The 25,095-nt window shown below is 63.2% G+C and carries 25 protein-coding genes; 16 read left to right on the top strand and 9 right to left on the bottom strand.

The features are described from left to right. Positions 1–65 precede the first annotated feature (65 nt). Positions 66–1,781, top strand: coding sequence for a type I secretion system permease/ATPase (locus NKJ57_RS17245; protein ID WP_023726319.1), 1,716 nt, complete (start codon positions 66–68; stop codon positions 1,779–1,781). A 3-nt stretch (positions 1,782–1,784) separates the two neighbouring features. Then, a complete protein-coding gene (locus NKJ57_RS17250) occupies positions 1,785–3,311 on the top strand; it encodes an HlyD family type I secretion periplasmic adaptor subunit (RefSeq protein WP_352444507.1) in 1,527 nt (508 codons plus the stop codon). A 199-nt stretch (positions 3,312–3,510) separates the two neighbouring features. Here the strand turns inward: NKJ57_RS17250 and NKJ57_RS17255 are convergent, their stop codons facing one another. Then, a complete protein-coding gene (locus NKJ57_RS17255; protein ID WP_352511498.1) occupies positions 3,511–4,158 on the bottom strand; it encodes a ThuA domain-containing protein in 648 nt (215 codons plus the stop codon). A gap of 257 nt (positions 4,159–4,415) precedes the next feature. On the opposite strand from NKJ57_RS17255, the gene NKJ57_RS17260 reads away from it, so the two are divergent. After that, complete coding sequence (locus tag NKJ57_RS17260; RefSeq protein ID WP_023695266.1) at positions 4,416–5,060, top strand: YjbE family putative metal transport protein; 645 nt, start codon at positions 4,416–4,418, stop codon at positions 5,058–5,060. Positions 5,061–5,073: 13 nt separating this feature from the next. Here the strand turns inward: NKJ57_RS17260 and NKJ57_RS17265 are convergent, their stop codons facing one another. Beyond that, positions 5,074–6,459 carry an FAD-binding oxidoreductase gene (locus tag NKJ57_RS17265; RefSeq protein ID WP_352511496.1) on the bottom strand — a complete coding sequence of 462 codons (1,386 nt, stop codon included), beginning with the start codon at positions 6,457–6,459 and terminating at the stop codon, positions 5,074–5,076. Positions 6,460–6,684: 225 nt separating this feature from the next. Here NKJ57_RS17265 and NKJ57_RS17270 point away from each other — a divergent pair, with 225 nt between their 5' ends. Further along, complete coding sequence (locus NKJ57_RS17270; RefSeq protein ID WP_031197909.1) at positions 6,685–7,749, top strand: LacI family DNA-binding transcriptional regulator; 1,065 nt, start codon at positions 6,685–6,687, stop codon at positions 7,747–7,749. Here NKJ57_RS17270 and NKJ57_RS17275 read toward each other — a convergent pair. The 3 genes from NKJ57_RS17275 to NKJ57_RS17285 all read right to left on the bottom strand — a co-directional run bounded on the left by NKJ57_RS17275 (position 7,737) and on the right by NKJ57_RS17285 (position 10,896). Beyond that, entirely contained in the window at positions 7,737–8,717 is a 981-nt protein-coding gene (locus NKJ57_RS17275; protein WP_023708132.1) for an alpha/beta hydrolase, read from the bottom strand. The two genes, NKJ57_RS17270 and NKJ57_RS17275, sit on opposite strands and share 13 nt — an antisense overlap. Positions 8,718–8,731: 14 nt before the next feature. After that, positions 8,732–9,880, bottom strand: coding sequence for a Gfo/Idh/MocA family protein (locus tag NKJ57_RS17280; protein WP_352511494.1), 1,149 nt, complete (start codon positions 9,878–9,880; stop codon positions 8,732–8,734). 254 nt (positions 9,881–10,134) lie between these two features. After that, on the bottom strand, positions 10,135–10,896 hold the full coding sequence (locus NKJ57_RS17285; protein ID WP_023692210.1) for a DeoR/GlpR family DNA-binding transcription regulator: 762 nt from the start codon (positions 10,894–10,896) through the stop codon (positions 10,135–10,137). A gap of 162 nt (positions 10,897–11,058) precedes the next feature. Here NKJ57_RS17285 and NKJ57_RS17290 point away from each other — a divergent pair, with 162 nt between their 5' ends. From NKJ57_RS17290 to NKJ57_RS17330, 9 genes are all read left to right on the top strand, one after another. Continuing rightward, a complete protein-coding gene (locus NKJ57_RS17290; protein ID WP_023682642.1) occupies positions 11,059–11,859 on the top strand; it encodes a beta/alpha barrel domain-containing protein in 801 nt (266 codons plus the stop codon). Positions 11,860–11,862: 3 nt separating this feature from the next. After that, on the top strand, positions 11,863–12,813 hold the full coding sequence (locus NKJ57_RS17295) for a PfkB family carbohydrate kinase (RefSeq protein WP_023804402.1): 951 nt from the start codon (positions 11,863–11,865) through the stop codon (positions 12,811–12,813). A gap of 89 nt (positions 12,814–12,902) precedes the next feature. Continuing rightward, a complete protein-coding gene (locus NKJ57_RS17300) occupies positions 12,903–14,048 on the top strand; it encodes an ABC transporter ATP-binding protein (RefSeq protein ID WP_352511492.1) in 1,146 nt (381 codons plus the stop codon). A gap of 115 nt (positions 14,049–14,163) precedes the next feature. Next, the gene (locus NKJ57_RS17305; protein WP_352511491.1) at positions 14,164–15,411 is read left to right on the top strand and encodes an ABC transporter substrate-binding protein; all 1,248 of its coding nucleotides are present in this window, start codon (positions 14,164–14,166) and stop codon (positions 15,409–15,411) included. A gap of 139 nt (positions 15,412–15,550) precedes the next feature. Beyond that, a complete protein-coding gene (locus tag NKJ57_RS17310) occupies positions 15,551–16,447 on the top strand; it encodes a carbohydrate ABC transporter permease (RefSeq protein ID WP_352511490.1) in 897 nt (298 codons plus the stop codon). Between the two features lie 4 nt (positions 16,448–16,451). After that, entirely contained in the window at positions 16,452–17,294 is an 843-nt protein-coding gene (locus NKJ57_RS17315) for a carbohydrate ABC transporter permease (protein WP_023682646.1), read from the top strand. A 39-nt stretch (positions 17,295–17,333) separates the two neighbouring features. Continuing rightward, positions 17,334–18,155, top strand: coding sequence for a sugar phosphate isomerase/epimerase family protein (locus tag NKJ57_RS17320; protein WP_023740599.1), 822 nt, complete (start codon positions 17,334–17,336; stop codon positions 18,153–18,155). A gap of 4 nt (positions 18,156–18,159) precedes the next feature. Continuing rightward, the gene (locus NKJ57_RS17325; RefSeq protein ID WP_031202456.1) at positions 18,160–18,885 is read left to right on the top strand and encodes a ribulose-phosphate 3-epimerase; all 726 of its coding nucleotides are present in this window, start codon (positions 18,160–18,162) and stop codon (positions 18,883–18,885) included. Further along, complete coding sequence (locus NKJ57_RS17330; RefSeq protein WP_023695255.1) at positions 18,885–19,913, top strand: ROK family protein; 1,029 nt, start codon at positions 18,885–18,887, stop codon at positions 19,911–19,913. The genes NKJ57_RS17325 and NKJ57_RS17330 overlap by 1 nt, the downstream gene beginning before the upstream one ends. Positions 19,914–19,959: 46 nt before the next feature. On the opposite strand, the gene frp is transcribed toward NKJ57_RS17330, so the two are convergent. The 3 genes from frp to NKJ57_RS17345 form a co-directional block, all read right to left on the bottom strand. Continuing rightward, positions 19,960–20,292, bottom strand: a complete 333-nt coding sequence (gene frp / locus NKJ57_RS17335; RefSeq protein WP_023695254.1) for a fluorescence recovery protein — start codon at positions 20,290–20,292, stop codon at positions 19,960–19,962. Positions 20,293–20,375: 83 nt separating this feature from the next. Then, complete coding sequence (locus NKJ57_RS17340) at positions 20,376–20,657, bottom strand: hypothetical protein (RefSeq protein WP_023686988.1); 282 nt, start codon at positions 20,655–20,657, stop codon at positions 20,376–20,378. Between the two features lie 91 nt (positions 20,658–20,748). Next, positions 20,749–21,666 carry a LysR family transcriptional regulator gene (locus tag NKJ57_RS17345; RefSeq protein WP_352511487.1) on the bottom strand — a complete coding sequence of 306 codons (918 nt, stop codon included), beginning with the start codon at positions 21,664–21,666 and terminating at the stop codon, positions 20,749–20,751. A gap of 102 nt (positions 21,667–21,768) precedes the next feature. Between NKJ57_RS17345 and NKJ57_RS17350 the strand changes: the two genes are divergently transcribed. The 3 genes from NKJ57_RS17350 to NKJ57_RS17360 all read left to right on the top strand — a co-directional run bounded on the left by NKJ57_RS17350 (position 21,769) and on the right by NKJ57_RS17360 (position 23,973). Further along, a complete protein-coding gene (locus NKJ57_RS17350; protein WP_031196229.1) occupies positions 21,769–22,407 on the top strand; it encodes a DsbA family protein in 639 nt (212 codons plus the stop codon). Positions 22,408–22,459: 52 nt separating this feature from the next. Next, entirely contained in the window at positions 22,460–23,068 is a 609-nt protein-coding gene (locus tag NKJ57_RS17355; protein ID WP_352511486.1) for an NAD(P)-dependent oxidoreductase, read from the top strand. A gap of 167 nt (positions 23,069–23,235) precedes the next feature. Beyond that, the gene (locus tag NKJ57_RS17360) at positions 23,236–23,973 is read left to right on the top strand and encodes an SDR family oxidoreductase (RefSeq protein WP_023704776.1); all 738 of its coding nucleotides are present in this window, start codon (positions 23,236–23,238) and stop codon (positions 23,971–23,973) included. On the opposite strand, the gene NKJ57_RS17365 is transcribed toward NKJ57_RS17360, so the two are convergent. Then, on the bottom strand, positions 23,924–24,856 hold the full coding sequence (locus NKJ57_RS17365; RefSeq protein ID WP_352573737.1) for a LysR family transcriptional regulator: 933 nt from the start codon (positions 24,854–24,856) through the stop codon (positions 23,924–23,926). The genes NKJ57_RS17360 and NKJ57_RS17365 overlap by 50 nt on opposite strands. Between the last annotated feature and the right edge of the window lie 239 nt (positions 24,857–25,095).

Raw genomic sequence — 25,095 nt, forward strand, 5'->3', positions numbered from 1 at the left:
ACAATCCAAAGCATCACAATGGGGGGCGAGCCGTGCCGCAGCCAAGACCGCAGTTCGAAGAGGTAATGCATCTGGCCCGGCGCCAGGCGCCCGCCCTGCTCATCTTCAGCCTGCTTGCAAACGTCCTGATGCTCGCCAGCACCGTCTACATGCTGCAGATCTACGACAGGGTGCTGTCGAGCGGGTCGATCGACACGCTGGTGTGGCTCACCCTGGCGGTGATCGGCGCGATCGCCGTCTATGGCCTTTTGGAACAAGCCCGCCGCATGATCCTCGGCCATATCAGCCAATGGCTCGACGACCAGTTGAACGTCCCGGTGATCGAACGAGCCATGGAGGCTCGCCTCGCGGGTAGCAACGTCGAGGCCGGCCTGAAGGACGTAGCGGACCTGCGCGGTTTCGTCGGTGGCGACAGCATGCTGACCTTTCTCGACGCGCCGTGGACGCCCGTCTTCCTGGCTTTCATGTGGCTTCTGCACCCAGCACTGGGCGTGCTCGGACTCATCGGGGCGATCCTTTTGTTCTGCGGCGCGCTCGCCAATGATTTCTTTACCCGCCGCAGGAGCCAGGAAACGTCGGCAGAGCTGCGTCGCAACCAGGTCGCGGCCGGCCAATACATCGATGGCGCTGAGACGTTGCGCTCGCTCGGCATGTCGGGCTCGGCGCTGCAGCGCTGGGAAGAAAAGCAGCAGTCGTTGATGACCATCCAGGCGCAACTTCTCGGTCGCACGACCAGCATCGGGAGCCTGTCGCGCTCGCTGCGCATGGCCCTGCAAGTGGCCGTGCTGGGACTTGGCGCCTACTTTGTCTTGCGCGGCGAACTGACGGCCGGATCGATGATCGCGGCATCGGTACTGCTGAGCCGCGCGCTTGCGCCGATAGAACGCTCGATCGGAGCCTGGCGCAGCCTGGTTACCGCTCGCACCGCGCGTCGCAACCTCATGCGCCTGTTCGCGGACACCAATTCTAGGCAGGGCGGTGAAGTGACCTTACCCCGCCCGCAAGGCCGGCTAAGGCTCGAGAACGCACACTACCATGCGCCGGGTACACAGCAGGCCCTGATGAACAAAGTATCCTTCAACGTCGAGGCCGGCGAGACCTGCGGCGTGATTGGTCCGTCGGGTTCCGGCAAGACCACACTTTGCCGCCTCATGGTGGGAACGTTGCGGCCTTCGCTCGGTCATGTAAGGCTGGACGGCGCAGAGCTCGCGAGTTGGCCTTCGGACCAGCTTGGAATGCACATCGGCTACCTGCCGCAGCAGGTCGAGCTGTTTCCGGGAACGATCGCCGACAACATTGCGCGCTTGCGCGATGTCGATAGTGCCGCAGTGATCGCCGCGGCGCAGGCCGCAGGTATCCACGAGACGATATTGCGGATGCCAAATGGCTATCAAACGGAGGTGGGGCCGCATGGGGCGCGAATCTCGCGTGGCCAACGTCAGCGCATCGCTCTCGCCCGGGCGCTATTCGGCAATCCCGCGCTCGTCGTGCTCGACGAACCGAACACTGGCCTCGACGGCGATGGTGAAATGGCTCTGTTCAATGTTCTTCACCATTTGAAGGAACGGGGCTGCACCGTCATTCTCGTCAGCCACCAGACGAATCTGCTGCGTACGGCGGATCATGTCGTTTTCATGCACGACGGCACCGTTAAGATGTTCGGCACGCGCGACGAGGTGCTGGGCGCGCTGGGCGGTCACCGCAAACCGACTGCCGTGCCGTCGTCCGGGCAAGACAAGACCAGCGTCGTCGTTCCGGCAAAATTGAAGGCGGCGGAGTGAGCCATGAGCGACCGATTTAGCGACCTGTCGAAGATGATGGACATGCTGATGGCCAGCCTGCGTGACGTGCTGGACAGGTTAGTTGTCGCTGCTGGAGATCTAGCTGCGGCGGCTTCGAACCGTTTCGACAGCCTGGACGTGCCGGCGCGCGCCGCGCTGGCTGCAACTGCCACCGCGCTGTTCGTGCTCGTGCTTGTCGGGCTTGTCCGGCGGCGTTCGTCTGCATATCGCGATAGCAAGCGCGACCTGAATCGCCGGACGCGTCCAGCGCGTATACTCGGCTATTTCTCCGCGCTGTTCTTTGTCGGCGGCATCGCCCTCTGGTCAGACGTGGCCCTCCTGGCCAGCGCCATCGTGGCCCCCGGCATCGTCAGCCCGGACGGCTACCGGAAGACCGTTCAGCATCTGGAGGGCGGCATCATCGGGATGATCCACGTGCGGGATGGCGACAAGGTCACAGCGGGCCAGGTTCTGATAAGCATGAAGACGACCGATGCACAGGGCCGCTACGACGAGCTGCATGAGCGCTACATTCGCTTGCTGGCCGTCGAAGCGCGCTTGGGTGCGGAGCTTGCCGGAGAAGATCAGATCATTTTTCCCAAGGAACTGACATCGGCTGACAACCAGGCCGGGCAGAAAGTGGCCGCTGAAGAGCAGGAACTGCTTCGCAGCCGCCTTGCCACTCGCGAGGGGCGCGAGCAGATCCTCAACAAGCGGATACGGCAGATAGAGGAGCAAATCACCGGGTCCAGGGAAGTGATCGCAGCCGAGGAGGAGCAACTGGGGCTGATCGACCGCGAGATCGCTTCGGCACAGGAAATGTACAAAAAGGGATTGGAGCGCCTGCCGCGGATCCTTGCGCTGCAGCGTGCCCAGGCCGACATCCGAGCGAGCCAGGCGTCGAACCGGTCGCAGGTCGCGCGCAACGAACAGCAGATCGGCGAGACCGAGCTGCAGCTTCTCAATTTGCGGCAACAGGATGGTGAGAAAGCGAACGAGGATCTTGGCAAGGTGCGCGGCGATCTGGCCGAATTGCGGAGCCTGTTACCCTCGCGTCAGGATGTGCTGGCCAGGACTGACATTGTCGCGCCGATCGCGGGAACAGTGATGAACGTGCGTGTCACAACTGAATCTGGCGTGATTTCCAGCGGCCAGCCCCTCCTCGACATCGTTCCGAATGAGTCCAACCTGGTCATCGATTCACGGATCAAGCCGCGGGACATCGACATGGTGCATCCGGACATGCCGGCACGCGTTGTGCTGTCAGCCTATCCAACACGGCATCTTCCGCAAATCCACGGGTTGCTCACCTCGGTATCGGCCGACCGGCTGACGGACGAGAGGACCGGAGAACCCTATTTTCTCGCCAAGATCAAAGTCAATATGGCTGACCTCGCAAACCTCCATGACGTAAAATTGTCGCCCGGCATGCCTGCCGAAGTGATGATCCTGACTGGCGAGCACACACTGCTCGACTATATGCTGGCGCCGGTTCGCGACTCGCTCAATCGAGGATTCAGAGAGAATTAGAGTCTTCTACTTTCCCGTATCCCGACGCCATCCAGTCCTCCGAAAAGCCGCCCGTCGAACGATACGGCTCGAGTGTCATGGCATTGGCGATTCCTTCGCCAGCGCGCCCCCAGCAGTGTCGGGAGCGCCGCTTCGCGGAACTGGACGATCGCTATAAGCAATCCGTCCCACTGCGCTCAGCTTGACGCCAAGCCCGGGATCAGGCCGATCGGCTGGCCCACAGCACCCCACGCTCGAAGATGGTGCGCATTTGCGGCACGGAAAACTCATCCGCGGTGTGGCCGAGCGCGCTGAAGAAGACGCGGCCCTTGCCGTAGCGGCGCTTCCAGACCACGGGCATGACGACGCCGTCGATGAAGTCGAGATGCTCACCGCTGAACGTCGTCGTCGCCAGCACCTCGTTGCTCGGGTCGACATGCATGTAATACTGCTCGGAATGGTAGGCGAAACCCTCGATACCCCTGACGATCGGATCGTCGCTGATGATGTCGACACGGTAGTCGATGATGTCGCCGGGGTGCGCGACCCATTGGCCGCCGGTCATGAACTGATAGGCCGGCTCGTTGCGAAAACTGTCGCCCATTGTGCCGTGGAAGCCGGCAAGGCCGGTTCCGCCGCTGACGGCGGCGGTGAGGTTTTGCAGCTCCGGTTTCTCGATCGTCGACATGGTGATCACCGGCACGATCAGATCGATGACCGGGAGCTGCGGATCGGCGAGCGCCGATGTGCCCTCTTCTATCCGCACTTCGAAGCCATGCCCCGTCAATATATCGCTGACGACAGCGGCGCTGCGGGCCGGCGTGTGACCCTCCCATCCGCCCCAGCAAATCAGTGCCGTCTTGCTCATGCTCGTCTCTCCTTTGGTCGGCAATATTGATAGGCAAGCGGAACGCTTTTGTCTTCCTTCCATGATGGGCATTCTGGGACGGGCATTTCTGGTCGGAAATCACGACCCGGCGATGAATTCCGTGGATGAGGACCGATTGGCCGCGCTGGCGTCTTGTTTCAATACCGGGCTGCACTCAAATCAGCTGTCTTCGCGTTTGCGCAGACATCGGTCCGATGCGCCCGCAACCAGCCGGAGCCTTCCGGGGAGACCGCTTTATGAGTTTCGACCAGACGACTGTCGCCGCCTATCTGGAAGTCATCACCATCAACCTTGTGCTGTCTGGCGACAATGTCGTGGTGATCGGCATGGCGGCCGCAGGCCTCGCCAAGGCGTTGCGGCAGAAGGCGATCATCGCCGGCATTGCCGCGGCGGCGGTGATCCGCATCGTCTTTGCCGTGATCGCGGTGCAGCTGCTGGAAATTCCTGGGATCATGCTGGTCGGCGGCATGCTTTTGTTCTGGGTGTGCTGGAACATGTTCCAGGAGTTGCGCTCGGCCGGCGACGGCGAGGACGTCGACAATGAAGCCGCAGCACTTGCGACGGCGCGGCCGGCCAAGGCGCTGCGCACCGCGATCCTGCAGATCGTCGTCGCCGATGTCTCGATGTCGCTGGACAATGTGCTGGCAGTGGCGGGCGCCGCCGCCCACGACATGAATGCGCTGGTGTTCGGTCTCATCCTGTCGGTGGTTCTGATGGCGGTCGCCTCGACGCTGGTGGCGGCGCTGCTTGCCAGGTATCGCTGGATCGGCTGGCTCGGTCTGGCAATCATCGTCTATGTCGCGGGAAATATGACTCTGGACGGCGTCGAGCAGATGAGAACGGTCGACTTCCACGCGCTGCTCTCGCCAGTTGCAAGCTAGATCCTCCCGGCGATCAAATGATATCGAAAATCCGCCCTGGGTTGAGAATGTTGTGCGGATCGAACGCCACCTTCAGCCGGCGCATGGCCGATATTTCGGCGTCGCTGCGCACGAGGTTCAGCCATTTCTTCTTGTCGAGGCCGATGCCGTGCTCGGCCGAGACGGCGCCACCGCATGCCGCCACGCCGCGATAGATGATCTCATAGGCGGCCGCCGGTTCCGTGGTGTCGACCTGATAGTGCAGATTGCCGTCGCCGAGATGGCCGAAGACGTAGATCTCGGCGCGGCTGTCGACGGCGTGGATCGCGGCTTCGGCGTTGCGCAGGAAACCCGCCATGGTCGCCAACGGGATGCTGATGTCGACGCCGATCATGCCCTCGATCGCAAACAGGAATCGGTTGGCCTCTTCGCGCACATCCCATAGCGCACGGAATTCGCGCGGCGACTGCGAGACGACCACGTCGTCGACGATGCCGTCCTCGACCGCCTGCATCAGCACCGAAGCGAAACGCTCGCCGTCCAGCTCGGCCTGGTTGCCCTGGATCTCGGCCAAAACATAAACCGGCGCGCCGGCAGGCAGCGGCGCCGGCGCCGCCATGCCGGCAATCATGGCGCCGTAGAGCGGCGAGAAGTTTACCTCATAGGCCGAAAGCAAGGGCCCGAGCCGCTGCTTGAGCAACCCCAGCAACGCAATCGCCGCCTCCAGCGAGCCAAGGGCGCAAAAGGCGGCAACCTCGGTGGCGGGCTTGGGATGCAGCCGCAGGCAGGCGCGAGTAACCACGCCCAGCGTGCCTTCGCTGCCAATGAAAAGCTGGTTGAGATCGTATCCCGAATTGTCCTTGGCCAGGCCACGCAACGAAGTCAGGATCGAGCCGTCGGCAAGCACGGCCTCCAGCCCCAGCACCTGGGCGCGGTACATGCCGTAGCGCAGCACGCGAATGCCGCCAGCATTGGTGGCGATGTTGCCGCCGACCGTCGCCGTGCCGCGCGCGCCGATATCGACGCCGAACATCAGGCCGGACGCATCGGCCGCTTCCTGCACCATTTGCAGCGGCGCGCCGGCTTCCGCGATGATGGTTGCCGCGGCGCGGTCGGGCGCTTCGACCGCGGTCATGCGCTCCAGCGACAGCACCGCTTCGCCCGGCTGCACGCGCGCGCCGCCGGCCAGCCCGGTGCGGCCGCCATGGACGACCAGCTTCTGGCCGATACCACTGCATAGGCGCAGGATTTCGGCGACGTCGGCGGCGTTGCGCGGACGCAAGACCAGTTCGGGCTGGCCGCCGCCCTTGCCGGAGAGGTCGTCGCTGTAGCGCGGATCGATAGCATCGCCGATCACAACCGCGGCGGCATCGAGCCGACGATAAAGCTGGGAAAGAAGCCGATCGATCTGTTGTGTCATGGTGCCTGGACTTTTCAGCGCTCTTTGTGACCGAGACTTTGATGCGCGACAATTTTCGCGTCAATTGAACAAATTTACGCACGGTATAATCTGTCATTGCGCGTTGAACCCACTGACGTTTCCTGTAAATTTCGTCTGCCGTTGCGTGGCGGACGCGCCGGCTGCAGGACCGTGGGCAGCGTCAAGGGATGACCGAGGTTCTGGCGCGTGCCAGACGAGGATTGAATGCCAATGACGCACAAGACGATGGAGGATTTCGCCCGCTCCTGCGGCGTCTCCAGGCCGACGCTGTCGAAATATTTCGACGATCCGACCAGCGTCAAGCCGGCAACGCGCAAGCGCATCGAAGAGGCGTTGCGGTCGTCCGACTACCAGCCCAATCTGTTTGCCCGCAACCTCAACCGCAAGCGCACCCGCGCCATCGGCATTGTCGTACCGACGGTCACCGATCCCTTCTATTCCGAAATGGTCAGCCGCATCGAGCTCAGGCTGCGCGACGAGGGCTACTGGCCGATCGTCATCTCCTCGCATGGCTCAACCGAGCTCGAAATGGAGGCGACACGTACCATCCTGTCGCTGAAAGTTTCGGGCGCGCTGATCGCGCCGCTCGGCTTGCGTTCGGACCGGCGCACGCTGGAGAAGCTGACCCAGACAATGCCGGTCGTCTATTTCGACACCTATCTTGAAGGCGGCACGCCCTTTGTCGGCAACAACAATGCCCAGAGCGTCTCGACCATCGTCGACTATCTCTGCCGCTCCGGCGACGCCCCGATCTATTTCGACATCCCGCATGTCAATCACAATTCGCCGGAGCGCCTGAACAGTTACGTCGCCGCGATGCGTCAGCTTGGCCAGGAGCCGGTGGTTATCGGCAACACCCGAGACTACACATGGGATTTCGAGCGCATCGGCTACGAGCAGATGGAACAGATGCTCGGGGCCAGCGGCCTGCCGGGCAAGACCAGAGGTCTGCCCGGCAAGACCGGGGGTCTGCCCGGCAAGACCATACTGTGTGCGAATGACCGCCTGGCCTTCGGCGTGATGGCGGCAGCCTTCGCGAAAGGGCTGAAGATCGGCCGCAAGGCCGATTGCGACCTGCGTATCGCCGCCCATGACGACCATCCGCTGAGCCGCTACACCTGCCCCGCACTGACCACCATCGCGCAGGATTTTGCCGCCATGGCGGGGCGCAGCGTCGAGACTCTGCTCGCTTTGCTCAACGAGGATAGGGCAAACGTCGCGCCGAAGGTCAGCCTCGACGCCGCCCTGGTGATGCGTCAGTCCGCTTGAGCCTTTCCAAAGGCAGGATCGAAGCTTCGCCACGCGGCAATGGCGGCGGCAACCGCCTGTCTCGCTGCCGGGCCGTGACGGCCCATCGAGACGAAGCCGTGGATCTGACCGGGCCAGTGTTCCAGCACGACCGGCACGCCGGCCTGCTGCAGACGCCTGGCATAGGCCTCGCCTTCGTCGGCGAGGATGTCGTGACCGGCGATGGCGATGAAGGTGGGCGGCGCACCGGCGAGGCTTTCCGCCTTCAGCGGTGAGGTACGCCAGTCGCCGATGTCGGCGGCATTGCGGACATAATGGTCGCGGAACCAGGCCATGGTCGAGGCGGTCAGGCCAAAGCCTATGGCGAAGCGGCGATAGCTGTCCGTCGTCTGCCCGGCATCGGTGTTGGGATAAAACAGCAGCTGCGCTGCCGGCGGATTTTTGTCCCCCCGCGTGAGCAGGCCGAGCACCGTGGCGAGATTGCCGCCCGCGCTGTCGCCGGCAACCGCGATGCGGGCAGCGTCGATGCCGAGTTCGTCCGCGGCGCTTTGCATGAAGGCAAGTGCCGATCGGCAATCCTCTATTGCCGCCGGGAATTTGTGTTCCGGCGCCAGCCGGTAGTCGACGGAAACGACGACAGCGCCTGCCTCGTTGGCGAACCAGCGGCAGATCTCGTCATGCGAGTCGAGATTGCCGATCACCCAGCCGCCGCCATGGAGATAGAGCAGCGCCGGAGCGCCTGCCGAAGGCGCGCCCTGCCCGCGATAGATCCTGAGCCTCAGCGGATCGCCGGGTCCGGCGATGATGCGCTCGCTGAGTGCTGCGACCGGTTCACGCTCGCCTTGCAGGTTTGGGAAGCCTTCATTGTAGGCACGGCGCGCCTGTTCTGGCGTTCCCGTTTCGAACGGCGGCGCACCGGCTTGGCTGCCGAGCTCGAGCACATGCCGGGCCTCCGGATCGAGTGTCGGCAGGGACGGTGGCGATGTCACGGACGAACCTCCCGTCAGGCAAGCAGGGTTGCCGCTTCCTCTTCGCCAAGCAGCGGCGGCTGGTCGACCGTGCCGTTGACGGCAACCGAGCCACGGCTTTCGCCCGAAGCCAGGATCGCCTCCATGATCTCAAGCACATGCAGCGCCAGCTCACCGGAGGCGCGCGGCTTTCTGCCCGTGGCCAGCGCGCCCGCCAGATCGGCGACGCCGAGCATGCGGTAATTGGCGCGGTCGGGCGCGGAATAGGGCCAGTTGCGGGCGCCGTAGAGTTCGCTGTCGCTGGCGAAATCGACCCAGTCGGCGCCACGCTCCGACAGCGAAACGGTGCCGCCGAACGTGTCGGGGTCGGGCAGCCTGAGCGAGCCTTCGGTGCCGTGCAGTTCAATCGGATGGTTGGAGTGTTTGAAAACATCCCATGAGGCGCCGAAGGTGACGGTGGCGCCCGAGCGGAATTCGAGCAGCGATATTATGTTGGTCGGCGTGCCGACCTTGAACGTCGTGTTCTTGAACGGCCCGTCGGCCGTGATCAGCCTCTCCTCCTGGCCGCGCGTCGCCATCGCCATGACGCGCTCGACCGGCCCGAGCAGATTGACCAGCACGGTCAGGTAATAGGGACCCATGTCGAACACCGGACCGCCGCCGGGCTGATAATAGAATTGCGGATTGGGATGCCAGTGCTCCATGCCCCGTCCCATCATGAAAGCGGTGCCGGTCACCGGCTTGCCGATGGCGCCGTCATCCATCAGCCGGCGCGCGCGGCGGCCGGCTGCACCCAGGAATGTGTCCGGCGCCGAGCCGATCAGCAGGCCGCGCTTCGCGGCCTCGGCGACAAGCCGGCGGCCGTCGGCGGCGGAGGTTGCCAACGGCTTTTCGGTGAAGACGTGCTTGCCCGCCGAAAGCGCCGAGAACGAAATATCGAAATGCGCCGCGGGGATTGTCAGGTTCAGCACGAGGTCGATATTGGGGTCGGCCAGCAGCGCGTCAACGCCGAGGGCGCGGATGCCGTATTCCCTGGCGCGCAGCTCGGCCATGTCAGCGGAAATGTCGGCGCAGGCGCGTAGCTCGACACCACCAAAGAGCGCTGCATTGCGCAGATAGGTCATCGAGATGTTGCCGCAGCCGATGACACCGATGCCGAGCTTTGTCTCTGATTTTCCGTGCATTTCCAGCTTTCCTCCGAAGCCAAGGGCATGCTGCGCAACCGTTGCAGTTCCCACGACCCCCCGCAATCCGCTATACAGGACTTTAAATGTTGACGCGCGTAAAATTTTTATAGAGCTTATGAGAATTCTGGCGTGCACTGGGAGGCCGCCAGCGTGAGGAGGAGAACATGACCGGCATGAAAAACGGCCGACGGCCGCTGCGAAGCCCGTGGCTCATGCGCGCTTTCCGTCGCGCATCAGAGACCGGGATGGGTTCAGGCATAGATCACCTTGGCCCCGATCCTATCAAGCTCGCTGCGTATTGGACCGGGCAGGCCATCGTCGGTGATCACCACATCGACGGCCGACAGCGAAAATGCCTTGGACGTCCCGCTGACGCCCCATTTGCTCGAATCGGCGAGCAGGACAACGCGCCGGGCCATGCGAACGAGGTTTCGCTTCGTTCGCGCCATGTCTTCGTTCACGTCGACCACATCCAGTGACGAGTCTATCGCATGCGCTCCAACAAAGACCTGATGCGCTACCAGGCCGCCGAGAGCCGTATCGGCATCGGTGATCAGCGTGCTCACCGTGTCGGGATAGACCCGGCCGCCGATCATATGAACGTCGAGCCCGGGACGATGCATAAGATGCTGCACGATATTCATGGCCGTGGCCGCGACCACGACATTGCTGAGCGGCGGTAACTGCATGGCAAGCTGCATCAAGGTCGAGCCGCCGTCGAAGATGACTGACTGGTTGTCCTCGAACAGGTCGAGCGCCGCCCGGGCGATGCGCTTCTTTGCGTCGAGGTTCGTTTGCATCCGCCGGGCGAACGCGGCCGTCGTCGAATCGGTGGTCCGGGTCACCGCCCCTCCACGGGTCTTGGTCAGCAGTCCCTTGCGGTCCAGTATTTCGAGGTCGGAGCGCACCGTGACCTCCGACACGCCAAACCCGTCCGACAGGTCCTTGATGCGAACCTGTCCGCTGCGTTGCACCTCGCCCAGGATCGATTGGCGTCTCTGCTCCGACAACATTGCCCGGCCCTTGCCTGCCTGCGCCGAGCAATCGCGCCGGCCTCGGCTCACCTTACCGGAAATATGCAGATTCGAAAGCTTTCGAAAGATTGTTTTTCCTTTTTCTTTCGGAAACACTGGATCGAGCTTTTTTAAATCAACCGATCAGGGAATTTTGGACTCATGAGCCTAGGAACCAAGGTGCGTCTCGCGCGCCTCTTCTCGCATCCATCGGGGAACCTTTTTGGCGGCGCGGTCGACCACTTCGTCGGCTATGGCGACGTGCGCAAAGGCGGCCTTGCCGACCTGCCGGGTGCGCTCGCACGCGTCATGGCGGGCAAACCCGACTACGTCAGCATCCAGCCTGGCACCGCGCGCCATCTGTGGCCGCAATATGCGGGCAAAGCTTCCCTGGTGATTCAGGCGGGCTGCTTCACCGCGGACGATCGCATCAGCGAGTTGATCGCAACGCCCGAGGACGCGGTGCGCGCGGGGGCCGATGCGTTGGCCGTGGCCATTCCGGTGCGCGGCGCGACGGAGGGCAAATACATACGCTGGCTGACCGATTCGGTGAATGCGGCGGCCCGCTACGGCATGCCTGTGGTGGCGCATATCTACCCTCGCGATTTCACCGACGGAGCAAAGATCGTCTTCACCCCCGACGAGATCGCCTATGCGGCGCGCATCGGTTACGAGTCCGGCGTCGACGTGATCAAAATCGGCTACACTGGTGATTTCGAGTCGTTCCGGGAGACCGTCCGGACCTGCCCGGTGCCGGTTGTCATCGCGGGCGGTCCAAAGACCGATACGCTGCTCGGCGCGCTTCAGCAGACGGCGGACGCCATCCGTGCCGGCGCGCACGGCGCCGTGGTCGGCCGCAATCTCTGGGGGCACGGCGATCCGGAGAAGGCAGCGCTTGCCTTTCGCGGCGTCATCCATGACGGCCTTTCGGCGCAAGACGCCCTGGCGAAGGCGGGTGCCTGAACGATGCCCACGATCCCCTCGATCCTCGGCTTCGGCGCTATTGCGATCGACGACATCGTCTACGTCGATCAGCCATTGTCGGCGGGCAAGGGTAAGGTTCTGCAAAGTACCCGCGCCTTCGGGGGAAATGTCGCGACGGCGCTGGCCGCCGTCGCGCGGCTCGGCGGAACCGCCGGGTTCGTCGGATGGCTGGCCAGTGCCTCGGACAACGCGGTGCAGCTCGATCTCGTGGCGAGCGGTATTGAAACCGCATTCGCGCCGCGCCATCCCGACGCGCGCCCGGTGCACTCGCGGATCACCGTCGGCTCGGACGGGGAAAGGTTCATCGCGTATGACGACGATGCGATGCTGGGCACCGCTCCGGACTTTCCGGACGATATCCTCAGCCGCGCAACCGTCCTGATCGTCGATAGCTATGCGACCGGGTCGCTGGATGTCGTGGCTCGGGCTCGCGATCTCGGCCTTGCGATCCTCGGCGATATCGAATGGAGCAGCGGCCCCGCCACGGAGCGGCTGATCGCGCTCTGCGACCATCTCATTCTTCCACTTAGCTTTGCACGGACTGCCACGGGGCGCCGATCGCCTGCCGAGATGCTCGATGCCTTGTGGTTGCCATCGCGATCCGCCGTGGTTCTGACCGATGGAGGCAGGGGTGTGTACTATCGCGGCCGTGAAGAGACAGGTCTCTGGCACCTGCCCCCGCACCGGGTTGCGGTCGTCGACTCCACAGGCGCGGGTGACTGCTTTCATGGCGCCTATGCCCATGCGTTGACGCGCGGAGCCGACACCGCGGGCCGGATCGCATTCGCGGCCGCGGCGGCGGCCGTTTCGATAACGGGGCGTGGCGGGCGCGAGGCGCTTCCGACCGAGGACCAGGTCACGCAACTCCTGGCATCGGCGAACGCGCCGTCAGCAGTCGACCTGAAAAATGCGCATGTGGATGCTGGAGCATGACCTGAAACGATCCGACGAAACATTTCGCAGGCGAACACAAGCCCAGGAGAATCATAAAAATCAGGGCTTATACTTGTGGAGGGAGGAATATGGCAGAAGTCATTCTTGAGAAGATCTGCAAAACCTACGGGAACAGTTTTCGCGCAATCGACCAGTTGAACCTGTCGGTCAAGGACGGCGAGTTCTTGATCCTCGTCGGGCCTTCCGGCTGCGGCAAATCCACGGCGTTGCGAATGATCGCGGGGTTGGAAGACATCACCAGCGGCAGCCTTCGGGTCGGCGGGGTCGACGTCGTCGACATGCCGCCCAAGGACCGCGACATCGCGATGGTGTTCCAGAGCTACGCGCTCTACCCGCATATGACGGTATCCGAAAACATCGCCTTTTCGATGCGGCTGGCAGGCAAGCCGAAGGCCGAGCGCAAGAAGCGCGTGGACGAGATCGCCAAAACTCTTCAGCTGACGTCTTTGCTGGACAGCAAACCCGCGAACCTTTCAGGCGGGCAGCGTCAACGGGTTGCCATGGGCCGCGCCATGGTGCGCGAGCCGGCCGCCTTTCTCATGGACGAGCCGCTTTCCAATCTGGATGCGAAACTGCGTGTGCAAATGCGCGCCGAAATCACCAGCCTGCAAAAGCAGCTCGGCGTCACGACCATTTACGTGACCCACGATCAGATCGAAGCGATGACGATGGGGGACAGGGTCGCGGTGTTGAAAGGCGGTGTGCTGCAGCAGGTCGACACACCCAAGAGGCTCTATGAATCGCCGGTTAACGCCTTCGTTGCCGGCTTCATCGGCTCTCCTTCGATGAACCTTTTCGAGGCGACCCTGAAGGGCGACGAGCTCGCTTTTCGCGACTTCGCAGTCCGGCTGCAGGATGCAGCCTTCGTGCGCAGGCCGGCCTTGAGGTCGTATGCGGGGCGCAAGGTCGTGTTCGGGATCAGACCGGAGGATCTTTATGACAGCAGCCTTGAATCCGGTCGCAAGTATCAGACGATACCGGCCAGGGTGACCTCGATCGAGGAACTCGGCTCCGAACAGATCGTCCACATGAACATCGACGCGGTCCGGGTGGACTCCGGCGATCCGGATGCGGTGGACGATTTCGGCCTGGCGTCGAACGCGGTGGCGAGGTTCGAGCCGATCAGCGCCGTCCGCTCCGGCTCGGAGATCCGGTTGGCCGTGGATGATGCCAAGTTCCATTTCTTCGATCCCGAAACGCATCTGGCGATCTGAAGATCTGCGGAAGACCGCGGGCGGGAGCGAGGTGCCTGCGGAAGATACAAGAAGGCTTCTGAATGAACAGACGATCGTCCGCATTGTGCGGCCGATCTTGAAGAAGGAGGAGAAAATGATGTTTCGGATACGACCCGCGATGCTGAAAATAGCCGCGGCCGCATGGTTGCTTGGTGCAACCGGCGCCATGGCGGACACCACGCTGGAATTCACCCAATGGTGGGAGCCCGAATTGCCGGGCGGCTCGCTCAGGGCAATCATGAACGACTTCGAGGCTGCAAACCCCGGCATCAAGGTGACGCTGGTCAGCGGTCCCTATGCGACCACGCGAGACCAGATCTCGGTCGGCGCCGCAACCGGAACGCTTAGCGACGTCGTCGGTCTCGACGGCGCCTGGGTGAACAATCTGAACGCGCAGGGTGCGCTGGCCGACATGAACCCGATGATGGATGCGAGCGGGTTCGACAAGACCCAGGTCGCGGATATCATCAAGGTGGACGGCAAGGCGGTGATGTTTCCCGTGGCTTCGTTCGTCTATCCGGTCTTCGTCAATCTGGACCTCGCCGCCCAGGCAGGCGTGACCAAGCTGCCGTCGACCCGCGCGGAGTTTCTCGAAGCCGCCAAGAAGATGACCCACGCCGACAAGAACCAGTATGGCTGGGTGCTGCCCTTGTCGCTGCAAACGCCGTCCGGTGTCCAGAACGACCTAATGTCGTGGGTCTGGGCCTCGGGCCAATCGATGATGGTTGAAGGCAAGCCGGCTCTCGAGGGCAAGCCGGTCGTCGATATGCTCACCTTCGTCAAATCGCTGAACGACGCCGGCGTCATCTCGCCCGGCATTGCCACCAAGACCGAGCAGGAAAAGGTCGAGGAATTCGTCAACGATCGGGTGGGAATGATGATCGACTCGCTCGCGCATGTGAATCTCATCCGCAAACGCAATCCCAAGCTGAACTTCGACCTCATCCCGGTCCCGGTCGTGGCGGACTACAACGGCAAGCGCGGCCTTCCCTATGCCTCCTGGGGCATCGGCATCTCCGCCGCCTCGAAACATCAGGATGAAGCCTGGAAGCTCGTCCAATATCTGATGAGCGAGAAGGTGAATGCCAAGCTCGTGTCGCTTGCAAATGCTTTCCCGGGCAACGTCAACGCCAAGCCCGATTTCGTGACCTCGGACAAGGCTTTCGCCAAGGCTTTCGAAATCTTCAAGACCGGCTATCTCGCCAACGAGTTCACGGGGCTGCCGGTGGCCGAAGACCTGATGACCAAGTTCGATGTGGAAGCCCAGAAGATGCTCGCCGGCGAGCAGTCTCCGGAACAAGCCGCAGCCAACGCTCAAAAGGGCTGGGTGGAGAAATTCTGAGCGGCCCATTGCCCGTTTGCTACCTTCCACCGGGTGGCCCGGCCTCGGCCAGGCCACCCGTCAACAACGGATCGGCAATTGAGATGGACCTGTTTTTGAAGCGCACCTTCCTCTTGAAGGCACATCCCAGGGGTCGCACATGACCGGGCAGAAGCGCTCCCACCATCGACTGAAACGAGCGGTCGCACCCTATCTCTATGTGTCACCATCGCTCCTCATAATCGGCCTTCTGATGCTGCTGCCGATGGTGACGGTGATTGGCTATTCGTTCCAGAACAGCGCGGTGCTGCGTCGCGACCCGTCCTTTGCCGGACTGAAACACTACCAGGCGATCTTTGCCGATCCGGTGTTCTGGGCCTCGCTGTGGCACACGCTCTACTTCACCTGCATGAGTGTCGTCTTCCATATGACCATCGGCATGGTCTTCGCACTCATGCTGAACAGCGACCGCATCAATCCGACGCTGCGCAACATCCTGCGCGTGCTCTACATACTGCCCTGGCTGTTCACCGCGGTGATTATCGCGGTGATCTGGCGCCTGCTGCTTGAGCCGAATGGTGTCGTGAACAGTGTTCTCATGCAGATGGGCATCATCGGTTCCAAGGTCGAGTGGTTTTCCTCGCCCGCGACCGCGCTGCACGCCGTCACCTTCGCCAATATCTGGGCGGGCTACCCGCTTTTCATGGTCAGCCTGCTCGCAGGCTTGCAGGGCATTCCCAAGGATTTCTACGAGGCCGCCGATATCGACGGCGCGAAGGCCTACCAGAAGCTGATCTTCATCACCGTTCCGCAGCTGATGCCGATCATCATCAGCATCTCGCTGCTCGACTTCATCTGGACCATGCAGGTCTTTCCATTGATCTGGATAACGACGGGTGGCGGTCCGATCTACTCGACCGAGGTCCTCAGCACCTACACGTACAAGCTGGCGTTTTCGAGCTACAACCTGTCGCAGGCCTCGGCGAGCGCCGTGGTCATCCTGCTGATCTCTCTCGGCCTGACGCTGTTCTACATCCGCTATCAAAAGGCTCGGTAGTCACATGAGGAAAAGGCACACGCCGAAAGACAGGCTGATCACCGCCGCGCTCCATGTCGCGCTTGCCGCAGGGCTCTTTTTCGCGGCCTTCCCGATCTACTGGATGCTGAGCAGCTCGTTCAAGTCGAACACCGAAATCTTTGCCCTGCCGCCAACCATCCTGCCGAAGGCCTTCACGCTGGAAGCGTATGCGGCCATCCTTGGCGACCCGGTAAAGCTGCGCTTCTTCTTCAACAGCTACTTCGTGGCCGGAGCAGTGACCGTGCTGACGGTGCTGATCGCCTTGCTGGCGGCCTACGGGTTCAGCCGTTTCAATTTCCGCGGCAAGGGCAGCCTCAACACGCTCATCATCAGCACGCAGACGATCCCGCCGATCACGCTTTTGATCCCCTTCTTCGGGCTTGTCGTCTCGTATGGCATCTTCGACACCTATGTCGCGCTGATCCTGACCTATCTGGTGTTTACGCTGCCCTATGCGATCCTGCTGATGACGGGATATCTGAACACCTTGCCCCGCGACCTCGATGAAGCGGTGGCTGTCGACGGCGGCACCAGTTGGACCGCACTGTGGCGGGTGATCGTCCCGATTTCACTGCCTGGTATCGTGGCGACGTCGGTCTACACCTTCCTGTTGTGCTGGAACGAATTTCTCTTTGCGCTGACACTGACGAAGTCGACGTCCATGCGCACCGTCCCGATCGGCATCCAGTTGTTGATGGGGCAACACGCCTTCGAATGGAACCAGATGATGGCGATGAGCGTGCTCGGCTCGCTGCCGCTCCTGGTCATCTACCTGGTTGCCCAGAGGTTCTTCCTCGCCGGCATGACCGCAGGGTCGGTCAAGTAGGATGTCCCTCCAACGGAGGTGGAATCAAGGAATGAAAGGATGACCGTGAAAGACCTGGAAGTCGGTTGCCAGACCTTTACCTGGGAAATGCTCGGCGACCGTTTCGCCGGCGGCCCGGACGATCTGCTCAAGGCGATCGCCGATGGCGGCTATGCCGGGATCGAGATCACCGACACGATGATCGGCCGCTATGCCGCCAAGCCAGCGGAGTTCGCCGCCGCGCTGAAGTCATCCGGGCTGACGCTCGTCTCCTTCGCCTTCGGCTCCAAGAGCGGTTTCACGCTCAGGGATGAGATCGGCGCCGACCTGGAGACCGCCAAACGCTGGATCGACTTCGCCGCCGCCTTTCCCGGCGCGCTGGTGTCGATGGGCTCGGCCACGATCGTTTCCGACGGGCCGCGCGACGACAAGTTTGCCATCGCCGCCGAGGTCTACAACAAAGCCGGCGAGCTCGGGCGCGAGGCCGGCGTCCAGGTCGCGGTGCATCCAAGCTCGCATCACAACACGCTGCTGTTCGACCGCGCCAACTACGACCGCATCTTCGGGCTGCTCGACGCCTCGCTGGTGGGCTGGGTGCCCGACACCGGCCACATCTTGCGCGGTGGCCAGGACATGGCGGATACGCTCACCACTTATCGCGACCGCATCCGCTATGTGCATCTGAAGGATGTCGACGCGAATGGAACCTGGGCGATGCTCGGCAAGGGCGTCTGTGACACGGCGAAGGTGATCGAGATCGCTGGTGCTGCACCCAATTTCAACGGCTGGCTGGTGCTGGAGGAAGAGTCCGAAACGGCCGCCGCCGACCCTGCCGGCGCCGTCAAAACCAACCGCCAGACAATGCGCGGCTACGGAGCCTAAGACGATGACGACGAACAAGCCCCTGTCCGGCCCCGCCGCGATCGCTGCCCTGCCGCGCAACCGGCTGATCGGCGAGTTCTCGCTGTGGTCGGCCGACCTCGCCAATATGGAGCACGATTTGAAGCGCATCGAGACCCATGCCGATGTCCATCATATCGACGTCGCCGACGCCCGCTTCACCCCTGGCTTCCTGTTCTTCCCGGACCTGGTGGCGCGCATCGCCAAGCTCACCGCGAAGCCGATCCATGTCCATTTGATGGTCGAAGCCGAGATCGTCGAAGAACAGACGCGCCAGTTCATCGAGGCCGGCGCCGACCTGATCAGCGTGCACGCCGAAAACGGCGAGACCGGCCTGCGCGCCGTGAAACTGGCGCATGAACTCGGGGCCGAGGCCGGCGTGGTACTGCGGCTGGAAACACCGGTCGCGGCCGTCACGCCCTTCCTGGCGGAAGTGGCGTTCGTGACGCTGCTCGGCACCTCCATCGGCGTCAAGGGCCAGAGCCTGTCGGAGCAGGCGTGTCCGCGCCTGATCGAGGCGCGCGCGCTGATGCGCAAAGCCGGCCGCGAGGCCGACATCGTGCTTGCCGCCGATGGCGGCATCCGCCACGAGACCGTGCCGCTGCTGCGCGCCGCAGGTGCGGAGACCGTGGTGCTGGGCTCGCTGGCCTTCGGCGATCCCGACCTTGCCCGGCGCATGGCCTGGCTGCACGGGCTGGAGGTCGCCGCCTGATGACCAAGCTTGCGCTCGCCTTCGATCTCGGTGGCACGGCGCTGCGCGGTGCGCTGGTCGAGAGCGATGGCCGTATCGTCGCTCATGCTTCGGCGCCGACGCTTGCCGGTGCGGGATCGGAGGCGGTGATCGGCCAGATCGTCGCTCTGGCAGGCACGCTGCTTAGGGAACACCCGCAGGCAAACGTCGCCGGCATCGGCGTCGGTGCGCCGGGGCCACTCGACCCCAAGGCGGGGATCGTCATTGCGCCGCCAACGCTGGCCGGCTGGCACGACGTGCCGCTGATCGACATTCTGGGGCGGCATTTCGGGCTGCCGGTGCGGCTGGAAAACGACGCCAATGCGGCGGCGCTCGGCGAATGGCGTTTTGGCGCCGGACGTGGCAGCGGATCGCTGGTGTTCGTGACTGTGTCCACCGGCATTGGCGGCGGCGTCGTCGCCGATGGCCACATCTATCACGGCAGGCGCGGACTGGCGGCCGAGATCGGCCACATGACCATCACCGGTGAAGGCGACCGCTGCTTTTGCGGCGCCATCGGCTGCTTCGAGGCCGTTGCCTCCGGAACCGCGCTCGGCCGCCGCGCCACGCGACTGACCGCGCCGGGCGACGGCTCGCTCTTACGACGGCTGTCAAATGACGGCGACGTCTCGGCCAGGCATGTCGTAGAGGCTGCCAAGGCCGGCGACGCCAACGCTCTCGACCTGATCGAGGCGGAAGCACAATGGCTGGGCATCGGCTTCACCAATGTCTTGCATCTCTATTCGCCCGATCTGATTGTCATGGGTGGCGGCCTTTCCAACGGGTTCGACCTTCTGGCACCGTCGATCAGAGCGGTCATCCAGCAGCGGGCGATGCCGGCCTATCGCGACGTGCCGATCGTGCAGGCTGAACTCGGCGACCGCGCCGGGCTGATCGGCGCCGCCAGCCTGATCCTGTGGGAAGGCGAACCGGGTGCGCCGCTGGCGATGGCGCAGGACGACAAGGACAGAGGCGCGACCGCCGATGCCAGAGAGGCAAGCCACGGCTGAGCTCAAACTGCGCGGCGCGCAGCGCCAGGGTCCCCGAAGAGGACCCCTACCCTTCGCGATTCCAGCTGGCGTATTTTCGGATCGTTTGCCGCTTGTCTTCCGACAAGCCAACAAAGAGATTCTCCTCGAGATAGCCTTGCCGGATGAGATTGGCGAAGACCTGTATTAGCTGTGAATAGCGATAGTCGAACATCTGGTCGATCTTCCGTCGCTGCTGCCGCAGAAAGTCTTCGACGTCCCACATTTCGGAAGGCGTTGCCGCAACGTGGGCCCTGCTCTTGAGTTCAGCCAGCGTCTTGTCGAGCGCCACCTTCAGCGCTGCGTCATAGGCTCTGCGAGCGGCCTTCCTTTCGGACGGAGACCATTTTTCGACGGTCATCGGCTATCTCTATCGAGTTCGCGGTGGCCGGCATCCGGTAGAACCCGCGACAGGCGCAGGACAGCCCCGCTTTTGGGGCCGTTCTACTTCCCGCAATGGTGATCGTTGACCTTGTTCAGCGCATTCGCGTCCGGCCCGACCCTGTCGTAGGAGCAGGGGCCGGCAGCCGTGGTGACCAGCATCTTATCATAGTAGCGCGGGCCGCCGAACAGGGCATAGAAGAGGTCGCGATGGGCGGGAACGTAGCGTTGCTCCGGTTCCGGCTGGCGATGGCGGTGCTTCTTCTCCTTGGCGAGCGCTGCGGTAGACAGGCTGCAGCCAAGCGCGAGAACAAGGGCGGAGGTCGCGAGGATCTTGATGGTCATCGGCAATACCCTTCTGACGGTTCGGAATCGCAGCATATCCAAAAGCGTGGGCCGAACAAAGGTTCCCTGATTACCATAGCCAGCGCCGAAATCAGCCTGTAACGGCACTGCGCGCCCGCCGCCTTTCCGCCGCAACCAGCAAGTCGACGAAAGCGCGCACCTTGGCCGGCCTGAAGCGCGCCGGCGGGAAGACGGCATGGATGCCACCGGACGGCAAGGTCCAGTCCGCGAACACCCGCACCAGCCGGCCGCGCGCAATGTCGTCGGCGACACTGTAATCCGGAAAGATGCCGAGGCCGATGCCGGCCAGCACGCAGGACAGAACGCCCGGTGTCTTGTCGCAACTGACGACAGGATTGAGTTCGGCCAGCACCGTTTCCGTGCCCCTCGAGAACAGCCATTGGCCCACCCCGCGCAACTGGGCGTTGCCGACCCAGGGCAGCGACTTCGCCTGCCTGGGCCCGGCATTCCCAGGCAGCATCTCGGCCAGTTCCGGGCTGGCGACAACGAATTGCTGCAGGCTGCCCAGCCGCCGTGCCAGATTGCTGGAATCGGCCAGCCAGCCGACGCGGATGCCAAGATCGATCTGCTCGTCGACCAGGTTGCTGACCGCATCGTCGAAGATCGTCTCGACCCGCATTTTCGGGTATTTTCTGATGTAGGCGGCGATGGTCGGCGCCACCACCTTCTCGCCATAATCGAGCGGCGCCGTCAGCCGCAGCGTCCCCGTCGGCTGCGCCGCTCGCTGCGAAATGTCGCCATAGGCTGCCTCCGCCTCGCGCAGGATGATCGCGGTCCGGTCATAGAACAGACGACCCTCTTCGGTCGCCGTCACGCGCCGGGTCGTGCGCCGCAGCAGCGTTGCACCGAGCTCTTCTTCGAGCTTGCCGACCTGATGGCTGACCACAGCCTTGGCAACGTCGAGACGGTCGGCAGCGGCCGTGAACGAGCCGGTCTCCACCACCGTGGCGAAGTAGACAAGCCGATTGAGATTGAGGAGTTCGGTCACAGGCCGCTCATTGTCTGATTTTATCGGACAGTTTGTATGATTGATCGCTATTTTTCGCAAGCGGTCCAGCTGTCATCTATCGGGCAACAGAATGAGGCCGCCATGACCAATGCAACCCTAACCTATCTTTTCGACCCGCTCTGCGGCTGGTGCTATGGCGCCACGCCGATGCTGGATCGACTGGCCGCCGGCGGGACCGCGCTCCAACTGCTGCCGGTGGGGCTTTTCTCCGGTGCCGGCGCGCGGCCGCTGGATGCAGGTTTTGCCGCCCACGCCTGGGACAATGACCAGCGCATCGCGCGGCTGAGCGGACAGCGCTTCAGCCAGGCCTATCTCGACAATGTGCTCAATGTCAGCGGCACCTTGCTCGATTCTTCCGCTGCCGCCATGGGCATCAACGCCGCCGGGCTGGACGACTGGCGCCAGGAACTTGCGGCACTGAAGGCGATCCAGCATGCGCGCTATGTCGACGGCCGCGATATTGTGACGGTTGACGGCGTCGCCGCGGTACTGACCGACGCCGGCATGAGCGACGCGGCAAAGCTCTTGAAAGCGCCGACGCAGCCGTTTCTGGCGAAGCATCACGACCTGGTCAGCCGCGGGCGGATGTTGTTCCAGCGGCTGCATGCCAATGGCGTTCCCGCGCTGGCGGTGATCGGCCAAACGGCGCCGCGCCTGATCGGCGCCAACGCGCTGTTCGGCAGCTACGACAATCTCGTCGCTCACATCGAGGCGGCGTAGTCCCAGAAATTCTCCCCAGATGAAATTCTCCCCAGACGAAAGGGACATCCCCATGAAAATCGCACTTATCGGCGCGTCCGGCCAGGTCGGCTCCCGCCTGCTTAAGGAACTCTCCGATCGCGGGCACAGCATCACCGCCATTGCCCGGCATCCAAACAAGATCGCGGCACTTCCGGGCGTGACTGCCAAGAAGGGCGACCTCTTCGACAAGGATGGCCTTGCCGCCCTGATCAAGGGTCATGACGCGGTGATCTCCTCGGTTCATTTCCTCGACAGCGATCCCGATACGCTTATCGCAGCCGTGCGTGCTTCCGGCGTCAAACGCTACCTCGTCGTCGGCGGCGCCGGCAGCCTTGAGGTTGCGCCCGGCAAGCGCCTGGTCGACACGCCGACCTTCCCTGATATCTACAAGGCCGAGGCGCAGAAGGGCGCCGACTTCCTCGACACGCTGCGGACGGTCGACGATCTCGACTGGACCTTGCTGTCGCCTTCGGCGCTGTTCGTCGCCGGCGAGCGGACCGGCAAATACCGCATCGGCAAGGACACGCTGCTGACGTCCGACAAGGGCAGCAGCATTTCCTTCGAGGACTACGCCATCGTCATGGCCGACGAGATCGAAAAGCCGGCGCATATCAAGCAGCGCTTTACGGTCGGCTATTGAGCGCACTTCTATTGACAGGTGGGCCACTCGACGGAGTGGCCCGCGTCGGTTCCTATCGACGATAATGCCATCGGAGTCTCCGATGGCACTATCGCTTTCTTCCGTTTCCACGCCTGCCGCCGGCCTGCGAACTCTCGCCCGGAGCGGTTCAGGACAGGAACGGAAACATGGCAGACACAGACATCTCAAAATCGAAAATCGCTATCGTCGGCGGCAGCTCCGGAATGGGGCTCGCGTTGGCAAGGCGGTGCCTGGACTCAGGCGCCGAAGTCATCATCGTCGGCCGCAGTGAAGCCAGGCTCAAGCGTGCCGGCGAGGCGCTGCGGAACCATGCCGGTCTGAGCGCCATCGCGGCCGATATCGCCAGGGAGGATCAGGTCGCTGACCTGTTCAAGCGAATTGGCCGGCTCGACCATATCGTCAGCACCGCCGCCGATATCGAAGGCGCCTATGAGTTATTGCCTGCGATCGACCTGAAGGCGGCGCAGAGAGTCGTCGAAAGCAAATTCTACGGGCCGCTGCTGCTCGCCAAGCATGGCGCGCCGCAGCTTTCGGCCAACGGCTCCATCACCTTCACCTCAGGCATTGCCGCCTACCGGCCGGCGGCGCGCGGCTCGGTCGTTGCCGCCGTCAACGCTGCGCTGGAAGGGTTGGTGCGGGCGCTGGCGGTCGAGCTGGCGCCGGTCCGTGTCAACGCCGTCTCGCCGGGCTGGGTCGACACGCCGATCTGGAGTTTTGTGGCCGGCGACAAGAAGGACGAGACGCTCGATGCAATGGCCAGGCGCCTGCCGGTCGGCCGCGTCGGACAGCCGGACGACATTGCCGATGCCGTCGCCTTTCTGATGGGCAACGGTTTCACGACAGGGACGGTTCTGCATGTCGAGGGCGGTCACCGGCTGATCTGAGCGCAGCGAAATTCCTGGCCGCGGCCGCCAGCAGCAGTTTCAGCGCCGGCGGCTGAACCCGCCGGCGGCGCCAGATCAGGACCAGCGACGCCGTGCGGGCCGACCCCGGCCACGGCAATTCGACGATCTCGCCGCGATCGAGCGCGTCGGCAACGGCCAGCCGCTGCACCAGGCCCATGCCGACACCAGTCGCCACCAGGCCCGCAATGGCGCCGATGCTGCCGACTTCGGCGGCAAGTTCTGGCGCTGCCATCTCGGCAAAGGCAGTGTCGAACAGATGCCGGTAGACGCATCCGGTTTCCGTCACTACGAAACGCATCGCGGCGAGCGCGGCCAGGTCGCTCTGCCCCGATGCGGGCGCATGTTCGGGTGAGGCGACAAGGACCAGCGGCTCGGCCGATATCGTGCGCCGGGCCAGACGTTCGTCCAGACCGCCTTTGTCGAAACAGAAGGCGACGTCGATCTCGCCTTCTTCGAGCTGCCGCAGCAGGGCATCGCTGCCGGCGATTTTGAGCCGCAGACCGATCTCCGGGTGGTCGCCTCGAAAGGCCGCCAGCCATTGCGGAAGTTTGACAGTGGCAATCGTCTCCAGCGCGCCGACCGTAACTGTTCCGGCGGTCATTCCCGTCGTTGCCTCGACGGCAATACGCGCCTCCTCCGCCAGTTGCAGAATCTCTTCCGCATAGGGTTTCAGCGCGTCGCCGGCCGTCGTCAGGTCGAGGCCGTGGCGCGAGCGGATGAAGAGGACGACGCCAAGTTCGCTTTCCAGCGACTGGATCTGGTCGCTGACGCTCGACTGCGCCAGATGAACCTCCCGCGCTGCACGGGTGATATTACGGTGCCGCGCCACGGCGAGGAAGGTCTTGAGCAATCGTGGGTGCATGCCGTTTCCGGATCTGTCTCTGTTCGAAATTTCGGGCTTGGCTGGTCCACTTGCAACCCTGGTCCATTTGCAACCCCGGTCCATTTGCAACCCATTGACGCCGGCGTCATCTGGTTGCGGCAGACCGAAGGGCCAGAATTTCGCGGCAATGACCCGCAAGTTTTCCCACGGCCGGCGCGGTGGCCCAAGAGATCCGCCTCTGGCAGATCGCATCGTACGTATGCTCTATGCCAAGCTGA

The sequence above is a fragment of the Mesorhizobium sp. M0077 genome (assembly GCF_040322955.1).
Classification (GTDB): Bacteria; Pseudomonadota; Alphaproteobacteria; order Rhizobiales; family Rhizobiaceae; genus Mesorhizobium.

Excerpts from the sequence above, each read along its gene's own strand:
- NKJ57_RS17245 (WP_023726319.1), top strand. The coding sequence starts at position 66 with ATGCATCTGGCCCGGCGCCAGGCGCCCGCCCTGCTCATCTTCAGCCTG.
- NKJ57_RS17250 (WP_352444507.1), top strand. The coding sequence starts at position 1,785 with ATGAGCGACCGATTTAGCGACCTGTCGAAGATGATGGACATGCTGATG.
- NKJ57_RS17255 (WP_352511498.1), bottom strand. The coding sequence starts at position 4,158 with ATGAGCAAGACGGCACTGATTTGCTGGGGCGGATGGGAGGGTCACACG.
- NKJ57_RS17260 (WP_023695266.1), top strand. The coding sequence starts at position 4,416 with ATGAGTTTCGACCAGACGACTGTCGCCGCCTATCTGGAAGTCATCACC.
- NKJ57_RS17265 (WP_352511496.1), bottom strand. The coding sequence starts at position 6,459 with ATGACACAACAGATCGATCGGCTTCTTTCCCAGCTTTATCGTCGGCTC.
- NKJ57_RS17270 (WP_031197909.1), top strand. The coding sequence starts at position 6,685 with ATGCCAATGACGCACAAGACGATGGAGGATTTCGCCCGCTCCTGCGGC.
- NKJ57_RS17280 (WP_352511494.1), bottom strand. The coding sequence starts at position 9,880 with ATGCACGGAAAATCAGAGACAAAGCTCGGCATCGGTGTCATCGGCTGC.
- NKJ57_RS17285 (WP_023692210.1), bottom strand. The coding sequence starts at position 10,896 with ATGTTGTCGGAGCAGAGACGCCAATCGATCCTGGGCGAGGTGCAACGC.
- NKJ57_RS17290 (WP_023682642.1), top strand. The coding sequence starts at position 11,059 with ATGAGCCTAGGAACCAAGGTGCGTCTCGCGCGCCTCTTCTCGCATCCA.
- NKJ57_RS17295 (WP_023804402.1), top strand. The coding sequence starts at position 11,863 with ATGCCCACGATCCCCTCGATCCTCGGCTTCGGCGCTATTGCGATCGAC.
- NKJ57_RS17300 (WP_352511492.1), top strand. The coding sequence starts at position 12,903 with ATGGCAGAAGTCATTCTTGAGAAGATCTGCAAAACCTACGGGAACAGT.
- NKJ57_RS17305 (WP_352511491.1), top strand. The coding sequence starts at position 14,164 with ATGATGTTTCGGATACGACCCGCGATGCTGAAAATAGCCGCGGCCGCA.
- NKJ57_RS17310 (WP_352511490.1), top strand. The coding sequence starts at position 15,551 with ATGACCGGGCAGAAGCGCTCCCACCATCGACTGAAACGAGCGGTCGCA.
- NKJ57_RS17315 (WP_023682646.1), top strand. The coding sequence starts at position 16,452 with ATGAGGAAAAGGCACACGCCGAAAGACAGGCTGATCACCGCCGCGCTC.
- NKJ57_RS17320 (WP_023740599.1), top strand. The coding sequence starts at position 17,334 with ATGACCGTGAAAGACCTGGAAGTCGGTTGCCAGACCTTTACCTGGGAA.
- NKJ57_RS17325 (WP_031202456.1), top strand. The coding sequence starts at position 18,160 with ATGACGACGAACAAGCCCCTGTCCGGCCCCGCCGCGATCGCTGCCCTG.
- NKJ57_RS17330 (WP_023695255.1), top strand. The coding sequence starts at position 18,885 with ATGACCAAGCTTGCGCTCGCCTTCGATCTCGGTGGCACGGCGCTGCGC.
- frp (WP_023695254.1), bottom strand. The coding sequence starts at position 20,292 with ATGACCGTCGAAAAATGGTCTCCGTCCGAAAGGAAGGCCGCTCGCAGA.
- NKJ57_RS17340 (WP_023686988.1), bottom strand. The coding sequence starts at position 20,657 with ATGACCATCAAGATCCTCGCGACCTCCGCCCTTGTTCTCGCGCTTGGC.
- NKJ57_RS17350 (WP_031196229.1), top strand. The coding sequence starts at position 21,769 with ATGACCAATGCAACCCTAACCTATCTTTTCGACCCGCTCTGCGGCTGG.
- NKJ57_RS17355 (WP_352511486.1), top strand. The coding sequence starts at position 22,460 with ATGAAAATCGCACTTATCGGCGCGTCCGGCCAGGTCGGCTCCCGCCTG.
- NKJ57_RS17360 (WP_023704776.1), top strand. The coding sequence starts at position 23,236 with ATGGCAGACACAGACATCTCAAAATCGAAAATCGCTATCGTCGGCGGC.
- NKJ57_RS17365 (WP_352573737.1), bottom strand. The coding sequence starts at position 24,856 with ATGCACCCACGATTGCTCAAGACCTTCCTCGCCGTGGCGCGGCACCGT.